Here is a 20935-nt window from a genome sequence, read left to right on the forward strand (position 1 = left end):
TTGGACTGCCGCGCCTTCGGGCGCGGCTTTTTTTGCACGGAGCCGGCCAGCCGCAGACATTATCCCCCGGGCAGGCGGGTCGTAACAACTTGACGATTAGGACAGTTGACGGCGCTTGCTGCCCGAACTAGCTTTCGGCGCAATGATGACCGGCCAGTCCGGCAGGGAAGGTAAGCACGAGGATCCGAAGCTGCCGCATGCGCGTGCGCCTCGGGTCCTCTCATTCTTTTCTGGCTTTTTCACATATTTCCGGCATTTCGTCCGCTGGCAGCATACGCGAAGGTGAAAGCCCGGCGCGCGATCCGCCCTGACATCGCGGGTCCGCCGTGCTACCAGCGGGGTCGCAACATGGACCAAAGGAAAACCACCATGGCCAACAGGACCTCCGCGGCAATGATCGCCGCTCTGCTTGCGCTGACCGCCGGGACCGGCAGCGCCGTGGCGCAGACCGCGACCCCCGCAGCCCCGGCCCAGCCCGCAGCCGAGGCACCTGCCGCCGAGGCGCCGGCCGCCGAGGCCGAGGCCCCCAAACCCGCCGCTCCGGTCAGCGAGGCCGACGCCAAGGTCGGCCAGCCCTATGCCCGTTCGACGCATGGCGACTGGACGCTGCGCTGCATGAAGACCGACAGCGGCAAGGACCCCTGCGAGCTTTACCAGCTGCTGAAGGACAAGAACGATTCGCCCGTGATCGAGGTCTCGGTACTTCCGATGACCGGCAATGTGCAGGCGGTCGTCACCTTCATCGCCCCGCTCGAGACCGACCTGCAGGCCGGGCTGGGCATCAAGATCGACGACGGCAAGGACGCGCGTTATCCCTTCATGCTGTGCGCGCCGGTGGGCTGCATCTCGCGCGTGGGCATGGCCGAGGCCGAGATGGCGCCGCTCAAGCGCGGCAAGACCGCAACCATCTCGGTGCTGCCCTTCGGCGCCTCCAAGGAGCAGCTGGTGCAGCTGCCGCTGTCGCTTTCGGGTTTCACCGCCGGCATGGCGGCGCTGGTCGAGGCCAACAAGGACCTGACGCCGGCTGCCCCCGCCGCGGGCGAGGCGAAAAAGCCCTGAGCCGGCACGAAAAAAAGGGGCGCCATGGGCGCCCCCGCAGGGGCCGGGACATTCCCGGCCCTTTTTTTCTTGCTCACTCGACCGGCAGCGCCACGAAGCGCGGCTCGCCGGCGCGGCGCACCATCAGCAGGATCGACTTGCGCCCGGCGTCGCGTGCCTCCTTGATGCGCGCCTCGAGATCACCCAGCGAGGCCACCGGCTGCTGGCCCGCCTCGGTGATCACGTCGCCCGCGGCAAGGCCCTTGTCGGCGGCGGCACCCGTCGGGGCGACCGACTGCACGGCAAGGCCCTGCATGTCGCGCGAGACCCCCAGTTCGGCGGCGATCTCGGGGGTCAGAGGGGCCACGGTCATGCCCAGGACCTCGCTCGAACCTTCCTTGGCGCTGTCGACCTTTTCGGTGCCGCTGCCCTCGGCCAGTTCGCGCCGGCCCAGCGTCACCTGCAGTGTGACCGGCTTGCCGTCGCGCTGCACCACCACCTCGACCGCCTCGCCCACCGGCGCATCCGCAACGCGGCGCACCAGTTCGCGCGGGTCCTTGACCTCGCCGCCGGCAAAGCTGGTGATGACATCGCCCGCCTTCATGCCGGCGTCCAGCGCGGGGCCGGCCGGCACGTCGGTGACCATGGCGCCATGCGCATCGGCCAGACCCAGCGAATCGGCGATGTCATCGGTCACCGGCTGGATCTTGACCCCCAGCCAGCCGCGCCGGGTCTCGCCGAATTCCTCGAGCTGCGCCACGACCTTCTCGACCACGTTCGAGGCCATCGAAAAGCCGATGCCGATCGAGCCGCCGTTGGGCGACAGGATCGCGGTATTCACCCCGATCACCTCGCCGTCCATGTTGAACAGCGGTCCGCCCGAATTGCCGCGGTTGATCGCGGCGTCGGTCTGGATGAAATCGTCATAAGTGCCCGTCAGTGCGCGATTGCGCGCCGAGACGATGCCGGTCGAGGCCGAGAACCCCTGCCCCAGCGGGTTGCCCAGCGCCAGAACCCAGTCGCCCACGCGCGCCTTGTCGCTGTCGCCGAAACCGACAAAGGGCAAGGGCTGGTCGCTTTCGACCTTCAGCACGGCGATGTCGGTCTTTTCGTCGCGGCCGATGACCTTGGCCGGCAGGGTCTTGCCGGAAAAGAACTCGACCTCGATCTGGTCCGCGCCCTCGATGACATGGTTGTTGGTGACGATCAGCCCGTCCGCCGACACGACAAAACCCGAGCCGAGCGCGTTCGAGCGCTGCTCCTCGGACGGGCCCTGCTGGCCAAAGGGATTGCCCTGATCGCCCCGCGGAAAGCCCGGAAAGCCGAAGTCGCGGAACAGATCGCCAAAGGGGCTGCCCTCAGGGAACCGCGGGCCGCGCGCCAGCGGCGTCTCGACGGTGGCGGTGGTGGTGACGTTGACGACGGCGGGGCTGACCTGATCGACCAGATCGGCAAAGCTTTCCGGCATGGCGCGCGCCTGCCGGGCCTTGCTGTCGGGGGCGGTCAGCGGCTGGTTTTCATTGGCCGCCGCCTGCGCCGCGTCAGAGCCTGGCGCCGCCTTCTGTTCCGCCATGGCCGGTGCCAGGGCCAGCATCAGGGCCAGGCCCGAGGCGCCAAGAAGGTGACAGGTTGAGGTGGTCTTCATCTGGATGTTCTCCTTCGATGCCCGGACGACTGCTCGCGCCCCTTGGCAATATGCTCATGTTCAAGGGGATTTTCGACGCCGTTGCAAATGAACCACGCTCGCAGGGAATGAACTGATCGTGACTTGCCCGAAGTGCGGGGTCAACGCCCTTTGGCGTCGCGGCAACCGGCGCGAAGGCTGGCGCGCCGCGCTTCAGACAAGCTCGCCTGCCAGCGAATTCGGCGCGCTGCGGGTGATGCGCACCCGCGCCAGATCGCCGACCCGGGCTTCGGGCGCATCGACAAAGACCGCGTGCAGATAGTCGGACTTGCCGACCATCTGGCCGGGGCTGCGCCCGGGCTTTTCAAACAGCACCATCAGTTCGCGCCCGACCATGCCTTCCTGCGCGGCCTTCTGCTGGCGCGTCAGCAGCGCCTGCAACTCCTGCAGGCGGGCATCGGCCACGGCGGCCTCGACCTCGGGTCGGTCATAGGCGGGGGTGCCGGGGCGCGGCGAATATCTGAAGCTGAAGGCAGTGCCGAAATTCACCCGCGCCACCAGGTCCAGCGTGTCCTGATGATCGCGGTCCGTCTCGCCGGGAAAGCCCACGATGAAATCGCTGGTCAGCATGATGTCGGGGCGCGCGGCGCGGATGCGGTCGATCAGGCGCAGATATTGCGCCGCCGTGTGCTTGCGGTTCATCGCTTTCAGGATGCGGTCGCTGCCCGACTGCACCGGCAGGTGCAGATAGGGCATCAGCTTGGGCTCGCGCGCATGCGCCTCGATCAGGTCGTCACCCATGTCGTTGGGGTGGCTGGTGGTATAGCGGATGCGGTCCAGCCCGTCGATCTCGGCCAGAGCGCGGATCAACCGGCCAAAGCCCCATTCGCCGCCTTGCCCCTGCGAGGACGGGCCTTCGCCATGCCAGCCGTTAACGTTCTGGCCCAGCAGCGTGATCTCCCGCACCCCGCGCGCGACCAGATCGCGGGCCTCGGCCATGATGCGCGCGACCGGGCGGCTGACCTCGGCGCCGCGGGTATAGGGCACGACGCAGAAGGCGCAGAACTTGTCGCAGCCTTCCTGCACGGTCAGGAAGGCTGCGGGGGCGCGGCGGGTGGCCATGGGGCGCGGCAGGTGCTCGAACTTGTCCTCGGCCGGGAATTCGGTATCGACGCCGCCGCCGGCGCGCACCATGGCGGGCAGGCGGTGATAGGCCTGCGGGCCGACGACCAGATCGACCAGCGGCATGCGGCGCTGGATCTCGGCGCCCTCGGCCTGGGCCACGCAGCCGGCTACGCCGATCTTCAGATCCGGGCGCTCGGCCTTCAAGGGCTTCAGCCGGCCAAGGTCGGAATAGAGCTTCTCCGCCGCCTTCTCGCGGATGTGGCAGGTGTTCAGCAACACCATGTCGGCCTGCGACTGGTCCTCGGTCAGCACATAGCCCTCGGCGCCCATGGCATCGGCCATGCGCTGGCTGTCATAGACGTTCATCTGGCAACCATAGGTCTTGATGAACAGCTTTTTCGGTGCGCCGTCGGCAGGGGTCATGGTCATATCCCGGGGAATCTGCGCGCCCTATAGCGCAAAACCGCGCCGATGCAAAGACGGCGGCCCCTATGCCAGATGGCGCCGCCAGACCTCGTTGCCGGCATGGAAGCGCGCCAGCCGCGCCCGGTGACGGGCCGAGCCCAGGACAAAGCCCAGCGCATTGCCGCCCATCACCCCCTGGCGGCGCTCGCGCTCGGGGTAAAGCTGCCAGACGAATTCCTCCATGCCGACATGATAGCCGGCATGGCCGGGCAGCCGCGCGATCATCGACCAGTCCGAACCATAAAGCATGCGCGCGGCGAGTTTTCCCGGCGCATGGCTGGCCTCAAGCGCGTGCAGGCGCTGCACGGCGGCGTCGCGGTTTCGGGGCTCCAGCGCCAGTTCGGTCCAGAATCCGGTGTCGAACCAGACCTGCTGGCCGCTGCCGATCATGCGGGCGATGACCGCCAGCCAGTCGCGCTCGGAGCGGATGCCGCAGACCGGGGGCGGCGCGTCACCGGCCATCCCCAGGACATGGCCGGCATGGGACAGGTTCAGCCGCAGCCCCGGATAGCGCGCCAGCACTTGCGGCCAATAGACCGGCGAGGCATAGGCGCCGGTGCCCCTGCCCGCCGCCATGCTGTCATTGGCATGGGCCTGGATCGGCACCTCGGCCTCGGCGCACCAAGCATAAAGCCGCTGCAGTTCCGCGTCGATCTGCCGGCCGCTGACCCCGGTCTTGTGCCGGGTATGGCCAAAGCCGATGCCGTCGTTGCAGCTGGCGCGAAAACCCATCGGCGGGTAAAGTTTCACCCCGGCAAAGCCCTGCTCCAGCACTGCCGCCTGCACACGGCGCAATGTCGCCGGCCCCTCGACCACGGCGCGCAACGGGCAGAACGGGGCAAAGTTCAGCACCAATGCGTCGCGCCTGTCCCGCGCCAGATGCGACATCAGCGCGATCTGGTCATCCAGCGGCGACATCCAGCGCGCATCCGCGCGCGCCGAATCCAGCCAGTGTTCCAGATCCACCATCGAGGCGATCAGCACCTGGATCTGCCCGGTGACGCGGCCGCGATAAAGCCGCAGCGCCTCGTCCAGCAGGTCGCGCCGTCCCAGCGTCAGCAGGCCCGCCCAGCGCATGGTGGCGACCAGCCCGCCGGTTGCGGTCGCGCCCCACCGGCGGGCGACGCTCGCACCCTCGGGTCCGTGAAGGATCAGCCGCGCCAGCTCGTCGCCGGTCATCGCCGGCACCGGCTGCCGCCCCGAGGCCAGCGGCGCGACAGCCCCGCCTTGCGCCTCGGCAATCAGCATCGCCAGCAGCAGCGCGTCGTCCCGCCCCGGCTCGGCCATGCGTGCCTGCGGGGCGGCATCACCGATACCGGCGCTGAAGGCGTCGATGCCAGCGGCAAGGCTCTGCTCCTGCTCGGCCGGACCGCGACGCGGCACGCCCGCCAGTTCCGCCGCCGCCGAGGGCGTGCCGGCGCGCAGGACCTGCACGATCAGTTCCGCAAGGCTGGCCAGCGGCGTTCCCGGCGGCACCGGGCTTTCCCGGCTGGGCAGGATCACCTGGCGCAGGAATCCCCGCACCGGCACGTCCCGGCCGTTGAACAGATGCACATGTGCATCCACGCCCAGATCCAGCGGCTGCGGCAGTTCCTGCGCCGGCGGCGCCTGGCAGCCGGCCAGCATCCCGATTGCCCCGCCCAGAAACAGACGCCGGTCCAGCATGGCGACCCCCCGTCACGACCCGGGGCCATGCTAGCCTGACGCCGCGCGGATTTCATCCCCCGGCCGCACCGCAGGAGCGCAAGCCAAACCATTGATCCGCCATTCGCGCCCGGCTAGCCTGCGCGCAAAGCACAGGGAGGCTGGGATGACGCAACCGCAAAGCTGGGAAGCACGCGCCGAGGAACATTCGCTCTATGGTTTCACCGACATGCCCTCGGTGCATGAGCGCGGCACGGTGGTCGTCACCCATGGCGAGGGGCCCTATATCGTCGATGTCCACGGCCGCCGCTATCTGGATGCGAACTCGGGCCTGTGGAACATGGTCGCGGGTTTCGACCATCGCGGGCTGATCGAGGCCGCCAAGGCCCAATACGAACGCTTCCCCGGCTATCACTCCTTCTTCGGGCGGATGTCGGATCAGACGGTGATGCTGTCGGAAAAGCTGGTCGAGGTCTCGCCCTTTTCCTCGGGGCGGGTGTTCTACACCAACTCGGGCTCCGAGGCGAACGATACCATGGTCAAGATGCTGTGGTTCCTGCACGCGGCCGAGGGCAAGCCGCAGCGCCGCAAGATCCTGACGCGCTGGAACGCCTATCACGGCGTCACCGCGGTTTCGGCCAGCATGACCGGCAAGCCCTACAACTCGGTCTTCGGCCTGCCGCTGCCGGGCTTCATCCACCTGACCTGCCCGCATTACTGGCGTTACGGCGAAGCCGCCGAGTCTGAGGAGCAGTTCGTCCAGCGCCTCGCGCGCGAGCTTGAGGACACCATTACCCGCGAGGGCGCCGACACCATCGCCGGCTTCTTCGCCGAGCCGGTGATGGGCGCGGGCGGCGTCATCCCCCCGGCCAAGGGCTATTTCCAGGCAATCCTGCCGATCCTGAAGAAACACGACATCCCGATGATCTCGGATGAGGTGATCTGCGGCTTTGGCCGCACCGGCAACACCTGGGGCTGCCTGACCTATGACTATGTGCCCGACGCGATCATTTCGTCAAAAAACCTCACGGCGGGATTCTTCCCCATGGGCGCGGTGATCCTCGGGCCCGATCTGTCGCACCGCGTGCAGGCGGCCGTCGAGGCGATCGAGGAATTCCCGCATGGCTTCACCGCCTCGGGCCATCCGGTCGGCTGCGCCATCGCGCTGAAGGCCATCGACGTGGTGATGAACGAGGGCCTGGCCGAGAACGTCCGCGCCCTGGCGCCGCGATTCGAGGCCGGGCTGCAGCGCCTGGCGGCAAAGCCCAATATCGGCGAATACCGCGGCGTCGGCTTCATGTGGGCGCTCGAGGCGGTGCGAGACAAGGCCAGCAAGACGCCTTTCGCCGCCGATCTTTCGGTCAGCGAACGCATCGCCAATACCTGCACCGACCTCGGGCTGATCTGCCGGCCGCTGGGTCAGTCGGTGGTGCTGTGCCCGCCCTTCATCCTGACTGCGGCGCAGATGGACGAGATGTTCGAAAAGCTGGAAACCGCGCTCGACAAGGTCTTTGCCGAACTGGCCTGAGGGCACTCGTGGCGGGCGGCGCCCCTACCAGGGATCGCCGCCGCCCAGCACCGCGCGCGCCATCAGCAGCCGCTGCGGCGCCATGCCGGAGGCCTCGGCGAAATCCAGCACGCGCCGGTCCTGTTCCAGCAGGAAATCCAGCACGAAGACGGCGAACTCGGACCGCGCCGCCATGGCGCGCAGCCCTGCCACGTCGCTGCCCGATTGCGCCAGCAGCGCCCCCGCCAGGTCCGGGTCCGCAGCGATATGGGCAAAGCCCGCCTCGGCGATCGCGCGCGCCTCATGCGGGGTCATGGGCTTGCTGCCTGGGTCAGGGTCATCGGCAGTTTTTCCTTTTGTGGAAAGGGTTTGTTAATCTTTCCACCGCAGGATGCGATGCACAGACGCAAGAGTAAAGCATACGGGAAACATGGCGGGGCGAATTCTAGTCGTTGACAGCGTGGCGATCGAGCGCATCACCATGAAAGTGCGCCTGACCACCGCCTGCCACGAGGTCTCGACCGCCGCCTCGGGGGCCGAGGCGCTGCGCATGGCCCGGCTGATCCACCCAAGGCTGGTGCTGATCGGCGCAAGTCCTGGCGACATGACAGGGCCGGCACTTTGCGCGGCGCTGCGCGCCCTGCCCGGAGGCGAGGACATGGCGGTGCTGGTCCAGGCGCAGGGCGAGGGCAGGCAGCAGGCGTTGCGCGCCGGTGCCTCGGGGCTGACCGAGCCGGGCATGGACGAGCTGACGCTTCTGGCACGCATCCGCGGCCTGATGCGCCAGGACGACAGCGAGGCGCCGGCCGTCCGGGGCCTTGCCGAATCCGCGGCGACCTTCCTGCACGCCAGCCGGCCGCAGGCGGTCTTTGTCGCCGACCAGCCCTCGACCGCATTGGGCTGGCGCCATGCACTGCAGCACCGCGTGGGATTCGACATCTCGGTCAGCAGCCCCGAGCGCGCGCTGGCGGCGGCGGCCGGCGGGCGTGCGGCCGATCTATATCTGATCGCCGCCGACATCGATCAGCCCGGCGGGGGGCTGCGGCTGCTGTCGGAACTGCGCTCGCGTCCGCATTCGCGCGAGGCGGGCTTTGTCATGGCACTGACCCCGGAACGCGCCGATCTGGCGCCGGTGGCGCTGGACCTTGGCGCCGGGGACGTGCTGCCCGTCACCCTGGGCGCGCCCGCGACCGCGGGTGAGGCGGCGCTGCGCCTTGACGCCGAACTGGCCCGCAAGCAGGTAGCCGACCGCCGCCGGCACGAGGCGCGGCGCAACCTGCGCTGGGCAATGACGGATGCGCTGACCGGGCTCTACAATCGCCGCTATGCCATGCCGCGCCTGCAGGCCCTGGCCGAGGAGGCGCGGCAGTCGCAGCAGCGCCTTGCCGTGATCGTGCTCGACATCGACCGCTTCAAGCAGGTGAACGACAGCCATGGCCACCCCGCCGGGGATGCGGTGCTGGGCGAGGTCGCGGCGCGGCTCGCCTCGTTCCTGCCCGAGGATGCGCTGCTGGCGCGCATCGGCGGCGAGGAATTCCTGGTCGCCCTGCCCGGCCACGGCCCAGGCCTGGCCCGCCGCGTGGCCGAGGAGCTGCGCCGGGCGGTGATGCAGGCGCCGGTACCGCTGCCGCCGGGCAGCGCGGAACCCGGGGTCACGGTGACGATCTCGGCCGGGCTGGCGGTCGGCGGCCCGGAGGCCTGCGATCAGGCCGGGCTCGATCCGCAGGCGCTGCTCGCGCTTGCCGACCGCGCGCTGCTCAGCGCCAAGTCGTCGGGGCGCAACCGCATCGTGATCTCGCCCCAGGTCGCCGCCGCGTGAAAGCGGGGCGGCGCGACGGGCTTTGATTCCGCCCGCCCCTGCCCTACATAGAGGCGCGACAGGAAAGGATTGCGCCCATGACCGATGCCCCTTCTGCGCTGCACGAACGTCCGCTGAAACAGGCCATGCTGCGCGGCGCACGGGGCCGCTGCCCCGAATGCGGACGCGGTCGGCTGTTTCGCGGCTATCTGGCGGTGAACGACCGCTGCCCAGAATGCGGCACGGAACTGCACCACCACCGCGCCGATGACGGGCCGGCCTATCTGACGGTGCTGCTGGTTTCGCATGTGGCGGGGCCGCTGCTGCTGATCGTCTTCATGCTTTACCGCCCCTCGGCCATGGCGCTGCTGATCGGCTTCAGCCTGGGCGTGGTGGCGCTGTCGCTGCTGCTCTTGCCGCGGATCAAGGGCGGGCTGATCGGCTTTCAGTGGTCGCGGCGCATGCATGGCTTTGGCGGCGGTGCGGACCCGGCCAGGGTCGCCGCGCCGTGACCATGCCCCCGGCCGCAGACCCCGGCAGGCCCCTGGGGGGTGACGCGATCCGCGACGCCGCAACTGTCCTGGTCCTTGACCGCCGGTCCCCGGACGGGCCCTCGGTGCTGATGGGCCAGCGCGGCGCCGGCGCGGCCTTCATGCCGTCGAAATACGTCTTCCCCGGCGGCGCCGTCGATGCCGCCGATGCCGGGGCGCGGCTGGCCTGCCCGCCCTCGCAAGACACCGCCGCGCGGCTGGCCTGCGAGCCGCGGGCGCAATCCCTGGTCACGCCGGCGGCGATCGCCGCCGCGGCCCTGCGCGAACTGGCCGAGGAGACCGGCCTGCTGACCGGCCGACCCGGGCCGGCGCCGGCGGGCTGGGACCATTACCGCCGCGCCGGGCTGGCGCCGGACGCCTCGGCGCTGATCTACATGTTCCGCGCCATCACCCCCCCGGGCCGCACGCGCCGCTTCGATGCGCGCTTCCTGCTGCTGGATGCCGAAAGGCTGCACGGCGACCGCCACGATTTCAGCGCCGCCTGCGACGAGCTTTCGCATCTGCACTGGGTGCCGCTGGGCGAGGCGCGCAGGCTTGACCTGCCCTTCATCACCGAGGTGGTGCTGTCCGAGCTTGCGCACCTGCTGCAGGTCGCGGGTGATGGGCCGCTGCCTGTGCCCCAAAGCGTGCCCTTCTTTGACAACCGCGAGGCCATGCCCCGCTTCACCCGCATCGGCTGAGCGCAAGCCGCCGCCGGCACGCGAAAACTTCCACCCGCCGGCTTGGGCGGCTAGTCTGCGCGAAACGAGTCGGGGGAAACAGGCGCGATGCAGGTCGTCTTTCACTGCGGGGTGCACGGCACCGATCTTTTTCGCATGGTCAAGACCTTGATGCAGAACCGCGACTGGCTCTTGCACAATGGCGTCGAGCCGCTGACCCCGAACCGGCACCGCGATGTCTTTGGCGAGGCGATCTCGGCGCTGAAGGGCGGGCCGGCGACGCCCGAGATGGAACAGGTCATGCTGGACGCGATCCTGGAATCGGACAATCCGCGGCGCATCATCTGCTCGACCCCCACCTTCCTTGGCATGGCCGAGCGCGCGATCTCGGCCGAAGGGCTTTATGCCTCGGCCGGCAAAAGGCTGGCGGCGCTGGCCAACCTGTTTCCCAGCGCCCAGATCGAGTTCTTCCTGGCGCTGAAAAACCCCGCGACGCTGCTTGCCTTCGTGCTGGCACAGGAACGCAGCGGCAGCTATGCCGAGGTCATGGCCGGCATCGACCCCGAGAGCCTGCGCTGGGCCCCGGCGATGCGGCGCATCCTGGCCGCCGTGCCAGGCCGGCGCATGGTGTTGTGGTGCCATGAGGACACCTCGCTGATCTGGCCCGAGGTGGTGCGCCGCATCGCCACCATGCCCAGCGACGTGCCGCTGAAGGCGGGGCTGCAGATCCTGGGCGACATCCTGCACCCGGACGGGCTGCGCATGATCCGCGACGCCATGGCCCAGGAACAGCGGCTGACCGTCGAGAGCCGCCGTCGCATCTTTGCTGCCGCGCTGCAGGAACACGCCCTGCCCGAACAGATCGAGGTCGAACTGAACCTGCCCGGCTGGGACCAGGCGCTGGTGGACCGCATCACTGCCGCCTATGAACGCGACATCGCCGAGATCGCCGCCCTGCCGGGGGTCGAGTTCATCACCCCCTGACCGGGCGGGCCTGCCGCCTCAGCCCATGCCCAGTGCGGCCTTGTACATCTCGAGGATCGCCTCCTCCTCGGCGATGTCGTCCTTGTCGCGCTTGCGCAGCGCGATGACCTTCTTCATCACCCTTGTGTCATAGCCGCGGCCCTTGGCCTCGGCCATCAGCTCTTTTTGCTGTTCGGCGATGTCCTTTTTTTCGGCCTCGAGCTGTTCGAACCGCTCGATGAACTGGCGCAGCTCGCCGGCTGCGATACCATAGGCCTGATCGTCCTGCATGGCTTGGCTCCCTTACCTGTCGGGCGCCGGGTCTAGGCGGTCTTGCGGGCGGGCGCAATCGCCGCTAGGGCCTTTCGGCGACGGACGGAGGCGCGGAATGACGATCTGGGACGGGCTGATCTGGGGCGGCAGCGGGTTGACCATGCTGGGACTGCTGGCGCTGGTCTGGTGCATCCTGACCGCGGCGCGCGCGCGGTCGCGCAGGGATGACGACGCGGCGATGCGCGCCACCATGCGCCGGGTCGTGGCGGTAAACATGGCAGCGCTGGCCGCCTCGGCGCTGGGGCTGATGCTGGTCGTGCTTGGCATCATGCTGGGGGCCTGAGTTGCGCGCCCTGATCCAGCGCGTGTCCGAGGCCGAGGTCACCGTCGCGGGCCGCAGCACCGGCCGCATCGGCCCGGGCCTGCTGGTGCTGGTCTGCGCCATGCAGGGCGACGGCGACGACGCGCCCGACAGACTGGCCGCGCGCGTGGCAAAGCTGCGCATCTTTCGCGACGCGGCGGGCAAGATGAACCGCTCGGTCCAGGACATCGGCGGGGCGGTGCTGGTGGTCAGCCAGTTCACCCTGGCCGCCGACACCCGCACCGGCAACCGCCCCGGCTTTTCCGGCGCCGAGGCCCCGGCACGCGGCGAGGCGCTGTATCTGCGCTTTGCCCAATGCCTGCGCGCCCTCGGCCTGCCGGTCGAGACCGGCGAATTCGGCGGCGACATGCGGGTGGCGCTGGTCAATGACGGGCCGGTGACCATCTGGATGGATTCCGCCGACCGGGCTTGACTTTCGCCGCCATGGCCTGTATCTGCGCCCGGTTGCCGCCTGCTGCCGCGTGAGCAGCCGATGCGCCTTGCGCCTCAGGTCGGCACCGGATTTCAGTTTCCCATTCACGCGGGGAGGCTTGCGGGCTTGCGTATCATGCCCGCCCCTCGCAACCTGCCGCCGACCCGAATGCACGGGCGCGCGGCCCCTTGCCATGTGCGCCGATACGCGGGCGGCATGGCCGAAAGATGACATGACGCAAGAGACCACCCGCCCCGGCCGTTCCGGCAAGCCCAACCGCAGCCCGAACGGCCAGGCCGGCAAGCCCCGCTTCAACCGCGGCCCCAAGCCCGACAGCAACCACCGCCGTCACCGCGCCGAACCCGAGGAAAAGTTCATCCGCCGCGCGATCCCCGACATCGACACGCCCTTCACCCGCATGGGCATCGACGCGCGCGTGGCGATCAATCTCGCGCCGATGGGTATCGAGGCGCCCTCGCCGATCCAGGAAAAGGCCATTCCCGGCATCGTCGCCGGGCGCGATCTGCTGGGCCTGGCGCAGACCGGCACCGGCAAGACCGCGGCCTTCGGCCTGCCGATGCTGACCCGGCTGCTGAACAACGGCCGCCGCCCCGACCCCAGGACCTGTCACGCGCTGATCCTGGCGCCGACGCGGGAACTGGCGACGCAGATCGCGGAAAACATCGATCTTTATGCCGCGGGCACGCCAATCCGGCAGTTCCGCGTCGTCGGCGGCGCCTCGATCAACGTGCAGATCGGCCGGCTGGAACGCGGCGTCGATGTGCTGATCGCCACCCCCGGACGCCTGATCGACCTGCTGGAACGCGGCGCCGTCGATCTGTCGCAGACCCGCTATCTGGTGCTGGACGAGGCCGACCAGATGCTCGACATCGGTTTCATCCACGCGCTGCGCCGCATCGCCCGGCTCTTGCCGCGCGAACGCCAGACGCTGCTGTTTTCCGCCACCATGCCCAGGCTGATGGAGGAACTGGCCGACAGCTATCTGACCGACCCGCTGAAGGTCGCGGTGAACCCACCCGGCCAGGCGGCGGCCAAGATCGCACAGGGCGTGCATTTCGTGAACCAGGGCGACAAGGCGGCACTCTTGGCCGAATATCTGGGCAAGCACCGCGAGGAACTGGCCATCGTCTTTGGCCGCACCAAGCACGGTTCGGAAAAGCTGTCGAAGCTCCTGGAGAAATGGGGCTTCCAGGTCGCGGCGATCCACGGCAACAAATCGCAGGGCCAGCGCGAGCGCGCGCTTGCGGGTTTTCGCGCCGGCGAGACCAAGGTGCTGGTGGCGACCGATGTGGCGGCGCGCGGTCTGGACATTCCCGAGGTGGCGCATGTCTACAACTATGACCTGCCGAATGTGCCCGAGAACTATGTCCACCGCATCGGCCGCACCGCCCGCGCCGGCCGCGACGGCCGCGCCATCGCCTTTTGCGCCCCGGCCGAGACCGGCGAATTGCGCGCCATCGAAAAGGCGATGAAGGCGCCGATCCCGGTGGTCGGCGGCGAGGTGCCCTTCGAGGCCAGCAAGATCCGCGAACGCGGCGGCCCCGCCGGGCGCGGCGCGGCGCAGTCAGCGCGCAAACGCCCGGCCCGGCGCCCCTCGCGCGCCCCGAAGGCCGCGCAGGGCTGAGGCCGGGGCCGCGCCACACGCGGCAACGCAACGCAGCGCCAAATGAAAAAGGGCCGCCCAGATGGGCGGCCCTTTCCTTTGGGCATCCGGAAAACGGAAAGCCGGCCGCTCAGCCGACCAGTTCGAGGCCCGAGAAGAAGAAGGCGATCTCTTCGCGCGCGGTTTCCACCGCGTCCGAGCCATGGACCGAGTTCTCGCCCATCGACAGCGCGAATTCCTTGCGGATGGTGCCGGCGTCGGCATTGGCCGGGTTGGTGGCACCCATCACTTCGCGGTTCTTCGCGATGGCGCCTTCGCCTTCCAGCACCTGCACGACCACCGGGCCCGAGGCCATGAATTCGACCAGCTCACCATAGAAGGGCCGGTCCTTGTGCACGATGTAGAACTGGCCGGCCTGGGCGGGCGACAGGTGGATGCGCTTTTGCGCGACGATGCGCAGGCCGGCATCCTCGAACTTGGCGTTGATCTTGCCGGTCAGGTTGCGCTTGGTTGCGTCGGGCTTGATGATCGAAAGGGTGCGCTCGGTGGCCATGGGTGATGTCCTTTGTCCTGTTCCGGACCCCCTGGCCCGGAAATCCGCGCCCGGTTAGCATGCGCGCTTCGGCTTGAAAAGCCGCAGCGCGCGGCATTGACGCGCCGGGCGGCTTGCGCCATGCGGGGCATATGCTGCGTATCGACGACATTTCCTATTCCATTGCCGGCCGGCCGCTGTTCGATCATGCCTCGGCCACGATCCCGGACGGGCACAAGGTCGGCCTGGTCGGGCCGAACGGCGCCGGCAAGACCACGCTGTTCCGGCTGATCCGGGGCGAGCACGCGCTGGACGGCGGCGCCATCACCCTGCCGCCGCGCGCCCGCATCGGCGGCGTGGCGCAAGAGGCGCCGGGGACGGCCGCCAGCGTGCTGGACACGGTGCTGGCCGCCGATACCGAGCGCGCCAGCCTGATGCTTGAGGCCACCACCGCCCATGACCCCACCCGCATCGCCGAGATCCAGACCCGGCTGGCCGACATCGACGCCTGGTCGGCCGAGGCCCGCGCCGCCACCATCCTGAAGGGCCTTGGCTTTTCGACCGAGGATCAGGCGCGGCCGACCAGCGACTATTCCGGCGGCTGGCGCATGCGCGTGGCGCTGGCGGGGGTGCTGTTTTCGCAGCCCGATCTGCTGCTGCTCGATGAGCCGACCAACTATCTGGACCTTGAGGGCGCGCTGTGGCTTGAGGGCTATTTGCAGCGCTATCCCCATACCGTCATCGTCATCAGCCATGACCGCGATCTGCTGAACCGGGCCGTCGGCCATATCCTGCATCTCGAGGACCGCAAGCTGGTGCTCTATTCCGGCGGCTATGACACTTTCGCCCGCACTCGCGCCGAAAAGCGCGCCCTGCAGGCGGCCGAGGCGAAAAAGCAGGACGCCCGCCGCGCGCATCTGCAAAGCTTCGTCGACCGCTTTCGCGCCAAGGCCACCAAGGCCCGACAGGCGCAGGCCCGCATCAAGATGCTGGAAAGGATGGAGCCGATCACCGCCCCCGAGGAGGCGAAATTCCACCGCTTCAGCTTTCCCCAGCCCGATCAGCTGTCGCCGCCCATCGTCTCGCTCGACGGGGTGACGGTCGGCTATGAGGGCCGTGCGGTGCTGCGACGCCTGAACCTGCGCATCGACCAGGACGACCGCATCGCGCTTCTGGGGCGCAACGGTCAAGGCAAATCCACGCTCTCGAAGCTGCTGTCCGGGCGGCTCGAGTCGATGGAGGGGCGCATCGCGCGTTCAAGCAAGCTGCGCATCGGCTATTTCGCCCAGCATCAGGTCGATGAGTTGGAGCTGGACGAGACGCCCATCGCCCATGTCCGGCGGTTGCGCCCCGACGAGGCCCCGGCGCGACTGCGCGCGCGGCTGGCCGGTTTCGGGCTGATGGAGGCGCAGGCGGAAACCAGGGTGGGCCAGCTGTCCGGCGGGCAGAAGGCGCGGCTATCCTTGCTGTTGGCCACCATCGACGCGCCGCATCTGCTGATTCTCGACGAGCCGACGAACCATCTGGACATCGAAAGCCGCGAGGCGCTGACCGAGGCACTGAACGATTATACCGGGGCGGTGGTGCTGGTCAGCCATGACATGCATCTGCTGAACCTGGTCGCCGACCGGCTGTGGCTGGTCGATCAGGGCGGGGTCGGCCCCTGGCAGGGCGATCTGGACGATTACCGCAAGATGCTGCTGGCCGGCGAGGAAAAGCCCGAACCAAAACCCGAACCGAAACCCGCCCCGAAACGGGCGTCACGCGACCGCATCCTTGAACTGCGCGCCGAGACGCGCCGTGCCGAGGAGCGGGTGGAAAAGCTGGCTGCCATGCTGGCAAGGCTCGATGCGATCATGGCCGACCCCACGACCTATGACGACGCGCAAAAGGCCGAGCAATGGGGCCGCAAACATGCCGAAGCCAGTGAGGCCATGAGCCGCGCCGAGGCGCTGTGGATGGAGGCGCTGGAGCGGCTCGAGGCGGCGGAACGCGCCTGAATGCCACAGGCGCGAACCATTATCGCCCGGCCGGACCGGAAAGGCTTGCCCTGCCACTGCCCATGCCGCAGGGTCCGCGGCAACTTCAAGGGATTCTCCATGACCAGAACGCTCGCCCTCGCCCTGATCTCTGCCCTGGTGCTGGCGCTGCCGGCAGCGGCACAGACATCCTCGCCCTTCGGCGGGTTTTCGGTCGATGCCGGCGTCGGCGCCAGCTTCAGCCCGGAATACATGGGCGCGGAGGACCATGACGCCTCGCCCTGGCTGATCCTGCGCAACGGCGATTCGGACCGCGATCTCAAGGACGGCTTTTCCATCTCGCCCTCGGGCAATGTGATCGGCAAGCGCGATGCCGACGATTTCGACCTGCTGCGCGGCATGGAGGACATCGGCTATGCCGGTGAGCTTGGCGCCCGCCTGTCCTGGCGCGCCGGCCCGACGACCAGTTATGGCACACTGCGCAAGGGTTTTGGCGGCCATAGCGGCGTCGTGGGCGAGGTCGGCGCCAAATACCGCTTTGAATACAATGACCGGCTGACCTTCTGGACCGGGGCGGAACTGGGCCTGGGCGATGACGAATTCACCGGTACCTATTTCGGCGTCACCGGCGAGGAATCGCGCGCCAGCGGCCTGCGCGCCCATGACCCGGACGGCGGCGCCTATATCGCGCGCTTCAATGTCGAGGCGCGTTACGAGTTCATGCCCGACACCGCCATCATGGGCCGGATCAGCTATGGTCGCCTGCTGGGCGATGCCGGCGATTCGCCGGTGGTCGAATCGCGCGACCAGCCCTCGGTCAGCATCGGCCTGACGCGGCGGCTGAACTTCCGCTTCTGATTGCCGCACTGGACCCTGCCGGGGCGCAGTCCTATATAAAGCCTCAGGCTTTGACAGGACGGACCCCCATGAGCATGGAAAACAGCAGGGAAGGCGATCTCGTGATCGCGCCTTCGACGACCGGACATCCGCTTTACGACAGCGTGGTCGAGGCCTGCAAGACGGTCTACGACCCCGAGATCCCGGTCAACATCTATGATCTTGGCCTGATCTACACCATTGACATAAATGATGAAAACGCCGTACGCATCGTGATGACCCTGACCGCGCCCGGCTGCCCCGTCGCCGGCGAGATGCCGGGCTGGGTCGCCGATGCGGTCGAGCCGATCCCGGGGGTGAAACAGGTCGATGTCGAGATGACGTTCCAGCCGCAATGGGGCATGGAGATGATGTCGGACGAAGCCAGGCTGGAGTTGGGCTTCATTTGACCGCGCGCGAGGACATGCTGGCGGGCCGACCCTATAATCCGGGCGACGGCGAACTGGTCGGCCTGCGCAAGCTGGCGCAGGGGTTGATGCGCGACTACAACGCCACGATCATCGGCGACAAGACCCGCGCGCGCACGCTCTCGCAGCTTCTGGGCACCTGGAACGGCGCGGTGATCCGTGCGCCCTTCAGCGTCGACTATGGCAAGCATATCCATTTCGGCCCGGATTGCTTTGTCAATTTCGGCTGCTTCTTCATGGACATCTGCGAGATCCGCATCGGCGCGCGCTGCCAGTTCGGCACCGCCGTGCAACTGCTGACCGAGGACCGGCCGCGCGACATCGCAAGCCGCGCCACCGGCCAGGAATGGGGCCGGCCGATCAGCATCGGCGATGATGTCTGGGTTGGCGGCGGCGCCATCGTCCTGCCCGGCGTCAGCGTCGGCAGCGGCGCGATCATCGGCGCCGGCGCGGTGGTGACGCGTGACGTGACCCCGGGCGCCACCGTGGCCGGCAGCCCCGCACGCCCTCTGCCCGGCCGCTAGAGCATATCGCGGACTTTGAGATTCAAGGTTCCCGGAACGGCCGTTTCGTGATTTCGTATACTGAGGCAGGTGCGGGGAGGCAAATGGGCAAGCCGCATCCAATGGAGCTTCGCACACGGGTCGCGGCCTTTGTGGACGACGGCCACGGCCACCGTGAGGCTGCACGGCACTTTCGGGTGTCGCCGAAATTCGTCAACGTCTTGGTGAAGCTGCGACGCGAAACCGGAGGGTTGAGCGCGAGGCGGCAAGGCAATGGCGGGGGACATGGCAAGCTGACGGGGGTGACCGGTTGGCTCAAGGCTCGCGTCAGGGCCAAAGGCGAGATCACGTTCGACGAACTGGTGACGGAATTGTCCGAAGCCCACAACATCGACGTGCACCGCGCCAACGTCTGGCGGGTGCTGCGCGGGCTCGGGCTGACACACAAGAAAAGCCCTGCAAGCGCTTGAACAGAAGCGCAAGGACGTCGCCGAGATGCGCCATGTCTGGATCGCAAGGCGCCAGCCCTTCATGGCCAGCCATCTGGAACGGTTGGCTTTTATTGATGGTGAGGCGTTAGCCCGCCATCGGTCCGAGGGCGACGCCGAACGGTGTCAAGACGAACATGGCCAGGACCACCGGCTTGGCGCCCTGCGGCCAGCGCCTCGTCGATCATGCGCCGTTCGGACATTGGAAGACCCGGACCTTCGTTGCCGCATTGCGCCACGACCGGCTCGACGCACCATGGGTGATCGACTGCGCCATGAATGTCGAGTTGTTCGACCTCTATATCAAAACCCAACTGGTCCCGACACTCCGGGCCGGGGACGTCGTTCGGCCCGCTCACTCGGACCGATGGCGTTCGGGGCCTCACTCCTCGACAACCTCTCCAGCCACAAGAGCCCCGCCGCCGCGGGCGCCCTGCGCGACATCGGTGCCTGGTTCTTGTTCTTGCCGCCCGACAGCCCCGACCTCAACCCGATCGAAATGGCCTTTACAAAGCTCAAGGCGTTGATCGGAAAGGCCGCAACAGGCCCTAGAAGAACACCCGCTGCTGCCCGTCGCGCACCAGATGCACCGCGCCTTGCCAGACGGTCATTTCGGCAAAACGCGCCATCGGCCAGCCCATCGCCAGCAGGCGCAGCATGCGCAGGGTGATGCCATGGGTGACGATCAGCGCCGGCCCGGGCAGATCGGCCAGGAAGGCGCGCAGCCGCGCCTCGAGCCCCGCCATGCCCTCGCCGCCCGGCGCGCGGTCATACCATTCGATCCAGCCGTCCGAGGCCGGACCGTGGTGGCGGTCCCGCATCTGCTGCAGGCTCATGCCGGTGCAACGGCCGATGTCGATCTCCTGCAGACGCGCGTCGGTGACGAAGGTGCGCCCGCCAAAGACGATCCGCGCCGTCTGCTGCGCCCGCCCGGCACTGCTGGCATAGCGCGGCAGATGCAGCAGATCGCGCATGAGCCAGGCCTGTCTGTGCGCCTGGGTAATGCCCAAGGGCGTCAGCGGCGAATCCTGCAGCCCCTGCAACCGGCCTTGCGCATTCCATTCGGTCTGGCCGTGGCGCATCAGGAACAGATCGCCCGGCGGCGGCCTCAGAGCCATTTCGCCAGCGGTGGCAGGCTCATCAGCACGGCATCGGGGTCGTGGCCGGTCGCCAGGCCGAATTTCGTGCCGCGGTCGTGGACGAGGTTGTATTCGGCATAAAGGCCGCGGTGGACCAGTTGCGTGTCGCGCTCGGCCTCGGTCCAGGGCTGCGCCATGCGCCGCTCGGCCAGCGGCAGGAAGGCGGGCAGGAAGGCCTCACCCACCTCGCGGGTGAAGGCGAAATCGGCCTGCCAGTCGCCGCTGTTCAGATCGTCATAGAAGATGCCGCCGACCCCCCGCGCCCGGCCGCGATGCGGGACAAAGAAATACTCGTCCGCCCAGGCCTTGTAGCGGTGGTAAAGCTGCGCGCCATGCCGGTCGCAGGCGGCGCGCAGGGTGGCGTGGAAATGCGCGGTGTCCTCGGGATATTCGATGCAGGGGTTCAGATCGGCGCCGCCTCCGAACCACCAGGCCCCCGGTGTCCAGAACATGCGCGTGTTCATGTGCACCGCCGGCGCATGCGGGTTCTGCATATGCGCCACAAGGCTGATCCCCGAGGCCCAGAAGCGCGGATCCTGGTCGATCCCCGGCACGCCACGCGCCGCCATCGCCGCGCGCGCGGGCGGCGCAAGCGTTCCATGCACGGCCGACCAGTTCACCCCGACCTTTTCAAAGACCCGACCGCCGCGCATCACCGACATCAGCCCGCCGCCGCCATTGTCGTTCCCGGCGTCGCCCCCGGTGCCGCGCCGCGTCTCGCGCAGTTCGAATCGGCCCGGTGCGCCGCTGCCCGGCCCGCGGTCCTCGAGCGCCTCGAAGGCGGTCACGATGCGGTCGCGCAGGCTGCGAAACCAGTCCGCGGCCTGCTGCCTTTCCTGCTGCATGTCCATGGCATTCTCCGGAATCATGAATTGCGCCGCCACCCGGGCGGTCGTATCCTTGCTCCGACACCTAGAGAACCCGG

Annotated in this window: 22 protein-coding genes and 1 pseudogene; 15 read left to right on the forward strand and 8 right to left on the reverse strand. The window is 68.3% G+C overall.

Annotated elements, in window-relative coordinates:
* Positions 1 to 369 precede the first annotated feature (369 nt).
* The gene (locus WMK75_RS04450) at positions 370 to 1059 is read left to right on the forward strand and encodes an invasion associated locus B family protein (RefSeq protein WP_347266453.1); all 690 of its coding nucleotides are present in this window, start codon (positions 370 to 372) and stop codon (positions 1057 to 1059) included.
* 73 nt (positions 1060 to 1132) lie between these two features.
* Here WMK75_RS04450 and WMK75_RS04455 read toward each other — a convergent pair whose 3' ends face one another.
* The 3 genes from WMK75_RS04455 to WMK75_RS04465 form a co-directional block, all read right to left on the reverse strand.
* Positions 1133 to 2683: a Do family serine endopeptidase gene (locus tag WMK75_RS04455; protein WP_347266454.1), complete on the reverse strand. Its 1551-nt coding sequence runs from the start codon at positions 2681 to 2683 to the stop codon at positions 1133 to 1135.
* Between the two features lie 192 nt (positions 2684 to 2875).
* Positions 2876 to 4210, reverse strand: coding sequence for a tRNA (N6-isopentenyl adenosine(37)-C2)-methylthiotransferase MiaB (gene miaB, locus WMK75_RS04460; RefSeq protein ID WP_347266455.1), 1335 nt, complete (start codon positions 4208 to 4210; stop codon positions 2876 to 2878).
* Between the two features lie 66 nt (positions 4211 to 4276).
* Complete coding sequence (locus tag WMK75_RS04465; protein WP_347266456.1) at positions 4277 to 5917, reverse strand: amidohydrolase family protein; 1641 nt, start codon at positions 5915 to 5917, stop codon at positions 4277 to 4279.
* 145 nt (positions 5918 to 6062) lie between these two features.
* Between WMK75_RS04465 and WMK75_RS04470 the strand changes: the two genes are divergently transcribed.
* On the forward strand, positions 6063 to 7424 hold the full coding sequence (locus WMK75_RS04470) for an aminotransferase (protein WP_347266457.1): 1362 nt from the start codon (positions 6063 to 6065) through the stop codon (positions 7422 to 7424).
* Positions 7425 to 7448: 24 nt separating this feature from the next.
* Here the strand turns inward: WMK75_RS04470 and WMK75_RS04475 are convergent, their stop codons facing one another.
* A complete protein-coding gene (locus WMK75_RS04475; RefSeq protein ID WP_347266458.1) occupies positions 7449 to 7718 on the reverse strand; it encodes a DUF3572 domain-containing protein in 270 nt (89 codons plus the stop codon).
* Between the two features lie 115 nt (positions 7719 to 7833).
* Between WMK75_RS04475 and WMK75_RS04480 the strand changes: the two genes are divergently transcribed.
* The 4 genes from WMK75_RS04480 (at position 7834) to WMK75_RS04495 (ending at position 11395) form a co-directional block, all read left to right on the forward strand.
* Positions 7834 to 9222, forward strand: coding sequence for a diguanylate cyclase (locus WMK75_RS04480; protein ID WP_347266459.1), 1389 nt, complete (start codon positions 7834 to 7836; stop codon positions 9220 to 9222).
* A 77-nt stretch (positions 9223 to 9299) separates the two neighbouring features.
* The gene (locus tag WMK75_RS04485) at positions 9300 to 9713 is read left to right on the forward strand and encodes a DUF983 domain-containing protein (RefSeq protein WP_347266460.1); all 414 of its coding nucleotides are present in this window, start codon (positions 9300 to 9302) and stop codon (positions 9711 to 9713) included.
* A 2-nt stretch (positions 9714 to 9715) separates the two neighbouring features.
* Entirely contained in the window at positions 9716 to 10432 is a 717-nt protein-coding gene (locus WMK75_RS04490) for a DNA mismatch repair protein MutT (RefSeq protein ID WP_347266499.1), read from the forward strand.
* 87 nt (positions 10433 to 10519) lie between these two features.
* Positions 10520 to 11395, forward strand: coding sequence for a hypothetical protein (locus tag WMK75_RS04495; protein ID WP_347266461.1), 876 nt, complete (start codon positions 10520 to 10522; stop codon positions 11393 to 11395).
* An 18-nt stretch (positions 11396 to 11413) separates the two neighbouring features.
* Here WMK75_RS04495 and WMK75_RS04500 read toward each other — a convergent pair whose 3' ends face one another.
* Positions 11414 to 11665: a DUF2312 domain-containing protein gene (locus WMK75_RS04500; RefSeq protein ID WP_347266462.1), complete on the reverse strand. Its 252-nt coding sequence runs from the start codon at positions 11663 to 11665 to the stop codon at positions 11414 to 11416.
* A gap of 97 nt (positions 11666 to 11762) precedes the next feature.
* On the opposite strand from WMK75_RS04500, the gene WMK75_RS04505 reads away from it, so the two are divergent.
* The 3 genes from WMK75_RS04505 (at position 11763) to WMK75_RS04515 (ending at position 14086) form a co-directional block, all read left to right on the forward strand.
* A complete protein-coding gene (locus WMK75_RS04505) occupies positions 11763 to 11990 on the forward strand; it encodes a hypothetical protein (RefSeq protein WP_347266463.1) in 228 nt (75 codons plus the stop codon).
* Between the two features lies 1 nt (position 11991).
* Positions 11992 to 12441 (forward strand): D-aminoacyl-tRNA deacylase, encoded by a 450-nt coding sequence (gene dtd, locus WMK75_RS04510; protein WP_347266464.1) that lies wholly within the window; start codon positions 11992 to 11994, stop codon positions 12439 to 12441.
* A gap of 418 nt (positions 12442 to 12859) precedes the next feature.
* Complete coding sequence (locus tag WMK75_RS04515) at positions 12860 to 14086, forward strand: DEAD/DEAH box helicase (protein WP_347266500.1); 1227 nt, start codon at positions 12860 to 12862, stop codon at positions 14084 to 14086.
* A 109-nt stretch (positions 14087 to 14195) separates the two neighbouring features.
* On the opposite strand, the gene ndk is transcribed toward WMK75_RS04515, so the two are convergent.
* Positions 14196 to 14618 carry a nucleoside-diphosphate kinase gene (ndk, locus tag WMK75_RS04520; protein WP_347266465.1) on the reverse strand — a complete coding sequence of 141 codons (423 nt, stop codon included), beginning with the start codon at positions 14616 to 14618 and terminating at the stop codon, positions 14196 to 14198.
* A 131-nt stretch (positions 14619 to 14749) separates the two neighbouring features.
* On the opposite strand from ndk, the gene WMK75_RS04525 reads away from it, so the two are divergent.
* The 6 genes and pseudogenes from WMK75_RS04525 to WMK75_RS04550 all read left to right on the forward strand — a co-directional run.
* Positions 14750 to 16597, forward strand: a complete 1848-nt coding sequence (locus WMK75_RS04525) for an ABC-F family ATP-binding cassette domain-containing protein (RefSeq protein ID WP_347266466.1) — start codon at positions 14750 to 14752, stop codon at positions 16595 to 16597.
* Between the two features lie 99 nt (positions 16598 to 16696).
* On the forward strand, positions 16697 to 17434 hold the full coding sequence (locus tag WMK75_RS04530; RefSeq protein ID WP_347266467.1) for a MipA/OmpV family protein: 738 nt from the start codon (positions 16697 to 16699) through the stop codon (positions 17432 to 17434).
* A gap of 68 nt (positions 17435 to 17502) precedes the next feature.
* Positions 17503 to 17862 carry an SUF system Fe-S cluster assembly protein gene (locus tag WMK75_RS04535; protein WP_347266468.1) on the forward strand — a complete coding sequence of 120 codons (360 nt, stop codon included), beginning with the start codon at positions 17503 to 17505 and terminating at the stop codon, positions 17860 to 17862.
* On the forward strand, positions 17859 to 18404 hold the full coding sequence (locus WMK75_RS04540) for a sugar O-acetyltransferase (protein WP_347266469.1): 546 nt from the start codon (positions 17859 to 17861) through the stop codon (positions 18402 to 18404). The genes WMK75_RS04535 and WMK75_RS04540 overlap by 4 nt, the downstream gene beginning before the upstream one ends.
* An 83-nt stretch (positions 18405 to 18487) precedes the next feature.
* Positions 18488 to 18853, forward strand: coding sequence for a hypothetical protein (locus tag WMK75_RS04545; protein ID WP_347266470.1), 366 nt, complete (start codon positions 18488 to 18490; stop codon positions 18851 to 18853).
* Positions 18854 to 19059: 206 nt separating this feature from the next.
* Positions 19060 to 19394: pseudogene (locus WMK75_RS04550) on the forward strand (transposase); the annotation flags it as partial.
* Between the two features lie 25 nt (positions 19395 to 19419).
* On the opposite strand, the gene WMK75_RS04555 reads toward WMK75_RS04550, so the two are convergent.
* Both WMK75_RS04555 and hemF read right to left on the reverse strand, forming a co-directional pair.
* Positions 19420 to 19989 (reverse strand): histidine phosphatase family protein, encoded by a 570-nt coding sequence (locus WMK75_RS04555; protein ID WP_347266471.1) that lies wholly within the window; start codon positions 19987 to 19989, stop codon positions 19420 to 19422.
* Positions 19980 to 20861 carry an oxygen-dependent coproporphyrinogen oxidase gene (hemF, locus tag WMK75_RS04560; RefSeq protein WP_347266501.1) on the reverse strand — a complete coding sequence of 294 codons (882 nt, stop codon included), beginning with the start codon at positions 20859 to 20861 and terminating at the stop codon, positions 19980 to 19982. Before hemF ends, WMK75_RS04555 begins: the two co-directional genes overlap by 10 nt.
* Between the last annotated feature and the right edge of the window lie 74 nt (positions 20862 to 20935).

It is taken from the genome of Paracoccus sp. (in: a-proteobacteria), assembly GCF_039808215.1.
In the GTDB taxonomy this organism is placed as follows: domain Bacteria; phylum Pseudomonadota; class Alphaproteobacteria; order Rhodobacterales; family Rhodobacteraceae; genus Paracoccus.

Excerpts from the sequence above, each read along its gene's own strand:
- WMK75_RS04470 (WP_347266457.1), top strand. The coding sequence starts at position 6,063 with ATGACGCAACCGCAAAGCTGGGAAGCACGCGCCGAGGAACATTCGCTC.
- WMK75_RS04485 (WP_347266460.1), top strand. The coding sequence starts at position 9,300 with ATGACCGATGCCCCTTCTGCGCTGCACGAACGTCCGCTGAAACAGGCC.
- WMK75_RS04480 (WP_347266459.1), top strand. The coding sequence starts at position 7,834 with ATGGCGGGGCGAATTCTAGTCGTTGACAGCGTGGCGATCGAGCGCATC.
- WMK75_RS04530 (WP_347266467.1), top strand. The coding sequence starts at position 16,697 with ATGACCAGAACGCTCGCCCTCGCCCTGATCTCTGCCCTGGTGCTGGCG.
- hemF (WP_347266501.1), bottom strand. The coding sequence starts at position 20,861 with ATGGACATGCAGCAGGAAAGGCAGCAGGCCGCGGACTGGTTTCGCAGC.
- WMK75_RS04545 (WP_347266470.1), top strand. The coding sequence starts at position 18,488 with ATGGGCAAGCCGCATCCAATGGAGCTTCGCACACGGGTCGCGGCCTTT.
- ndk (WP_347266465.1), bottom strand. The coding sequence starts at position 14,618 with ATGGCCACCGAGCGCACCCTTTCGATCATCAAGCCCGACGCAACCAAG.
- miaB (WP_347266455.1), bottom strand. The coding sequence starts at position 4,210 with ATGACCCCTGCCGACGGCGCACCGAAAAAGCTGTTCATCAAGACCTAT.
- WMK75_RS04535 (WP_347266468.1), top strand. The coding sequence starts at position 17,503 with ATGAGCATGGAAAACAGCAGGGAAGGCGATCTCGTGATCGCGCCTTCG.
- WMK75_RS04555 (WP_347266471.1), bottom strand. The coding sequence starts at position 19,989 with ATGGCTCTGAGGCCGCCGCCGGGCGATCTGTTCCTGATGCGCCACGGC.
- WMK75_RS04495 (WP_347266461.1), top strand. The coding sequence starts at position 10,520 with ATGCAGGTCGTCTTTCACTGCGGGGTGCACGGCACCGATCTTTTTCGC.
- WMK75_RS04450 (WP_347266453.1), top strand. The coding sequence starts at position 370 with ATGGCCAACAGGACCTCCGCGGCAATGATCGCCGCTCTGCTTGCGCTG.
- WMK75_RS04490 (WP_347266499.1), top strand. The coding sequence starts at position 9,716 with ATGCCCCCGGCCGCAGACCCCGGCAGGCCCCTGGGGGGTGACGCGATC.
- WMK75_RS04475 (WP_347266458.1), bottom strand. The coding sequence starts at position 7,718 with ATGACCCCGCATGAGGCGCGCGCGATCGCCGAGGCGGGCTTTGCCCAT.
- WMK75_RS04505 (WP_347266463.1), top strand. The coding sequence starts at position 11,763 with ATGACGATCTGGGACGGGCTGATCTGGGGCGGCAGCGGGTTGACCATG.
- WMK75_RS04525 (WP_347266466.1), top strand. The coding sequence starts at position 14,750 with ATGCTGCGTATCGACGACATTTCCTATTCCATTGCCGGCCGGCCGCTG.
- WMK75_RS04515 (WP_347266500.1), top strand. The coding sequence starts at position 12,860 with ATGGGCATCGACGCGCGCGTGGCGATCAATCTCGCGCCGATGGGTATC.
- WMK75_RS04465 (WP_347266456.1), bottom strand. The coding sequence starts at position 5,917 with ATGCTGGACCGGCGTCTGTTTCTGGGCGGGGCAATCGGGATGCTGGCC.
- WMK75_RS04455 (WP_347266454.1), bottom strand. The coding sequence starts at position 2,683 with ATGAAGACCACCTCAACCTGTCACCTTCTTGGCGCCTCGGGCCTGGCC.
- WMK75_RS04500 (WP_347266462.1), bottom strand. The coding sequence starts at position 11,665 with ATGCAGGACGATCAGGCCTATGGTATCGCAGCCGGCGAGCTGCGCCAG.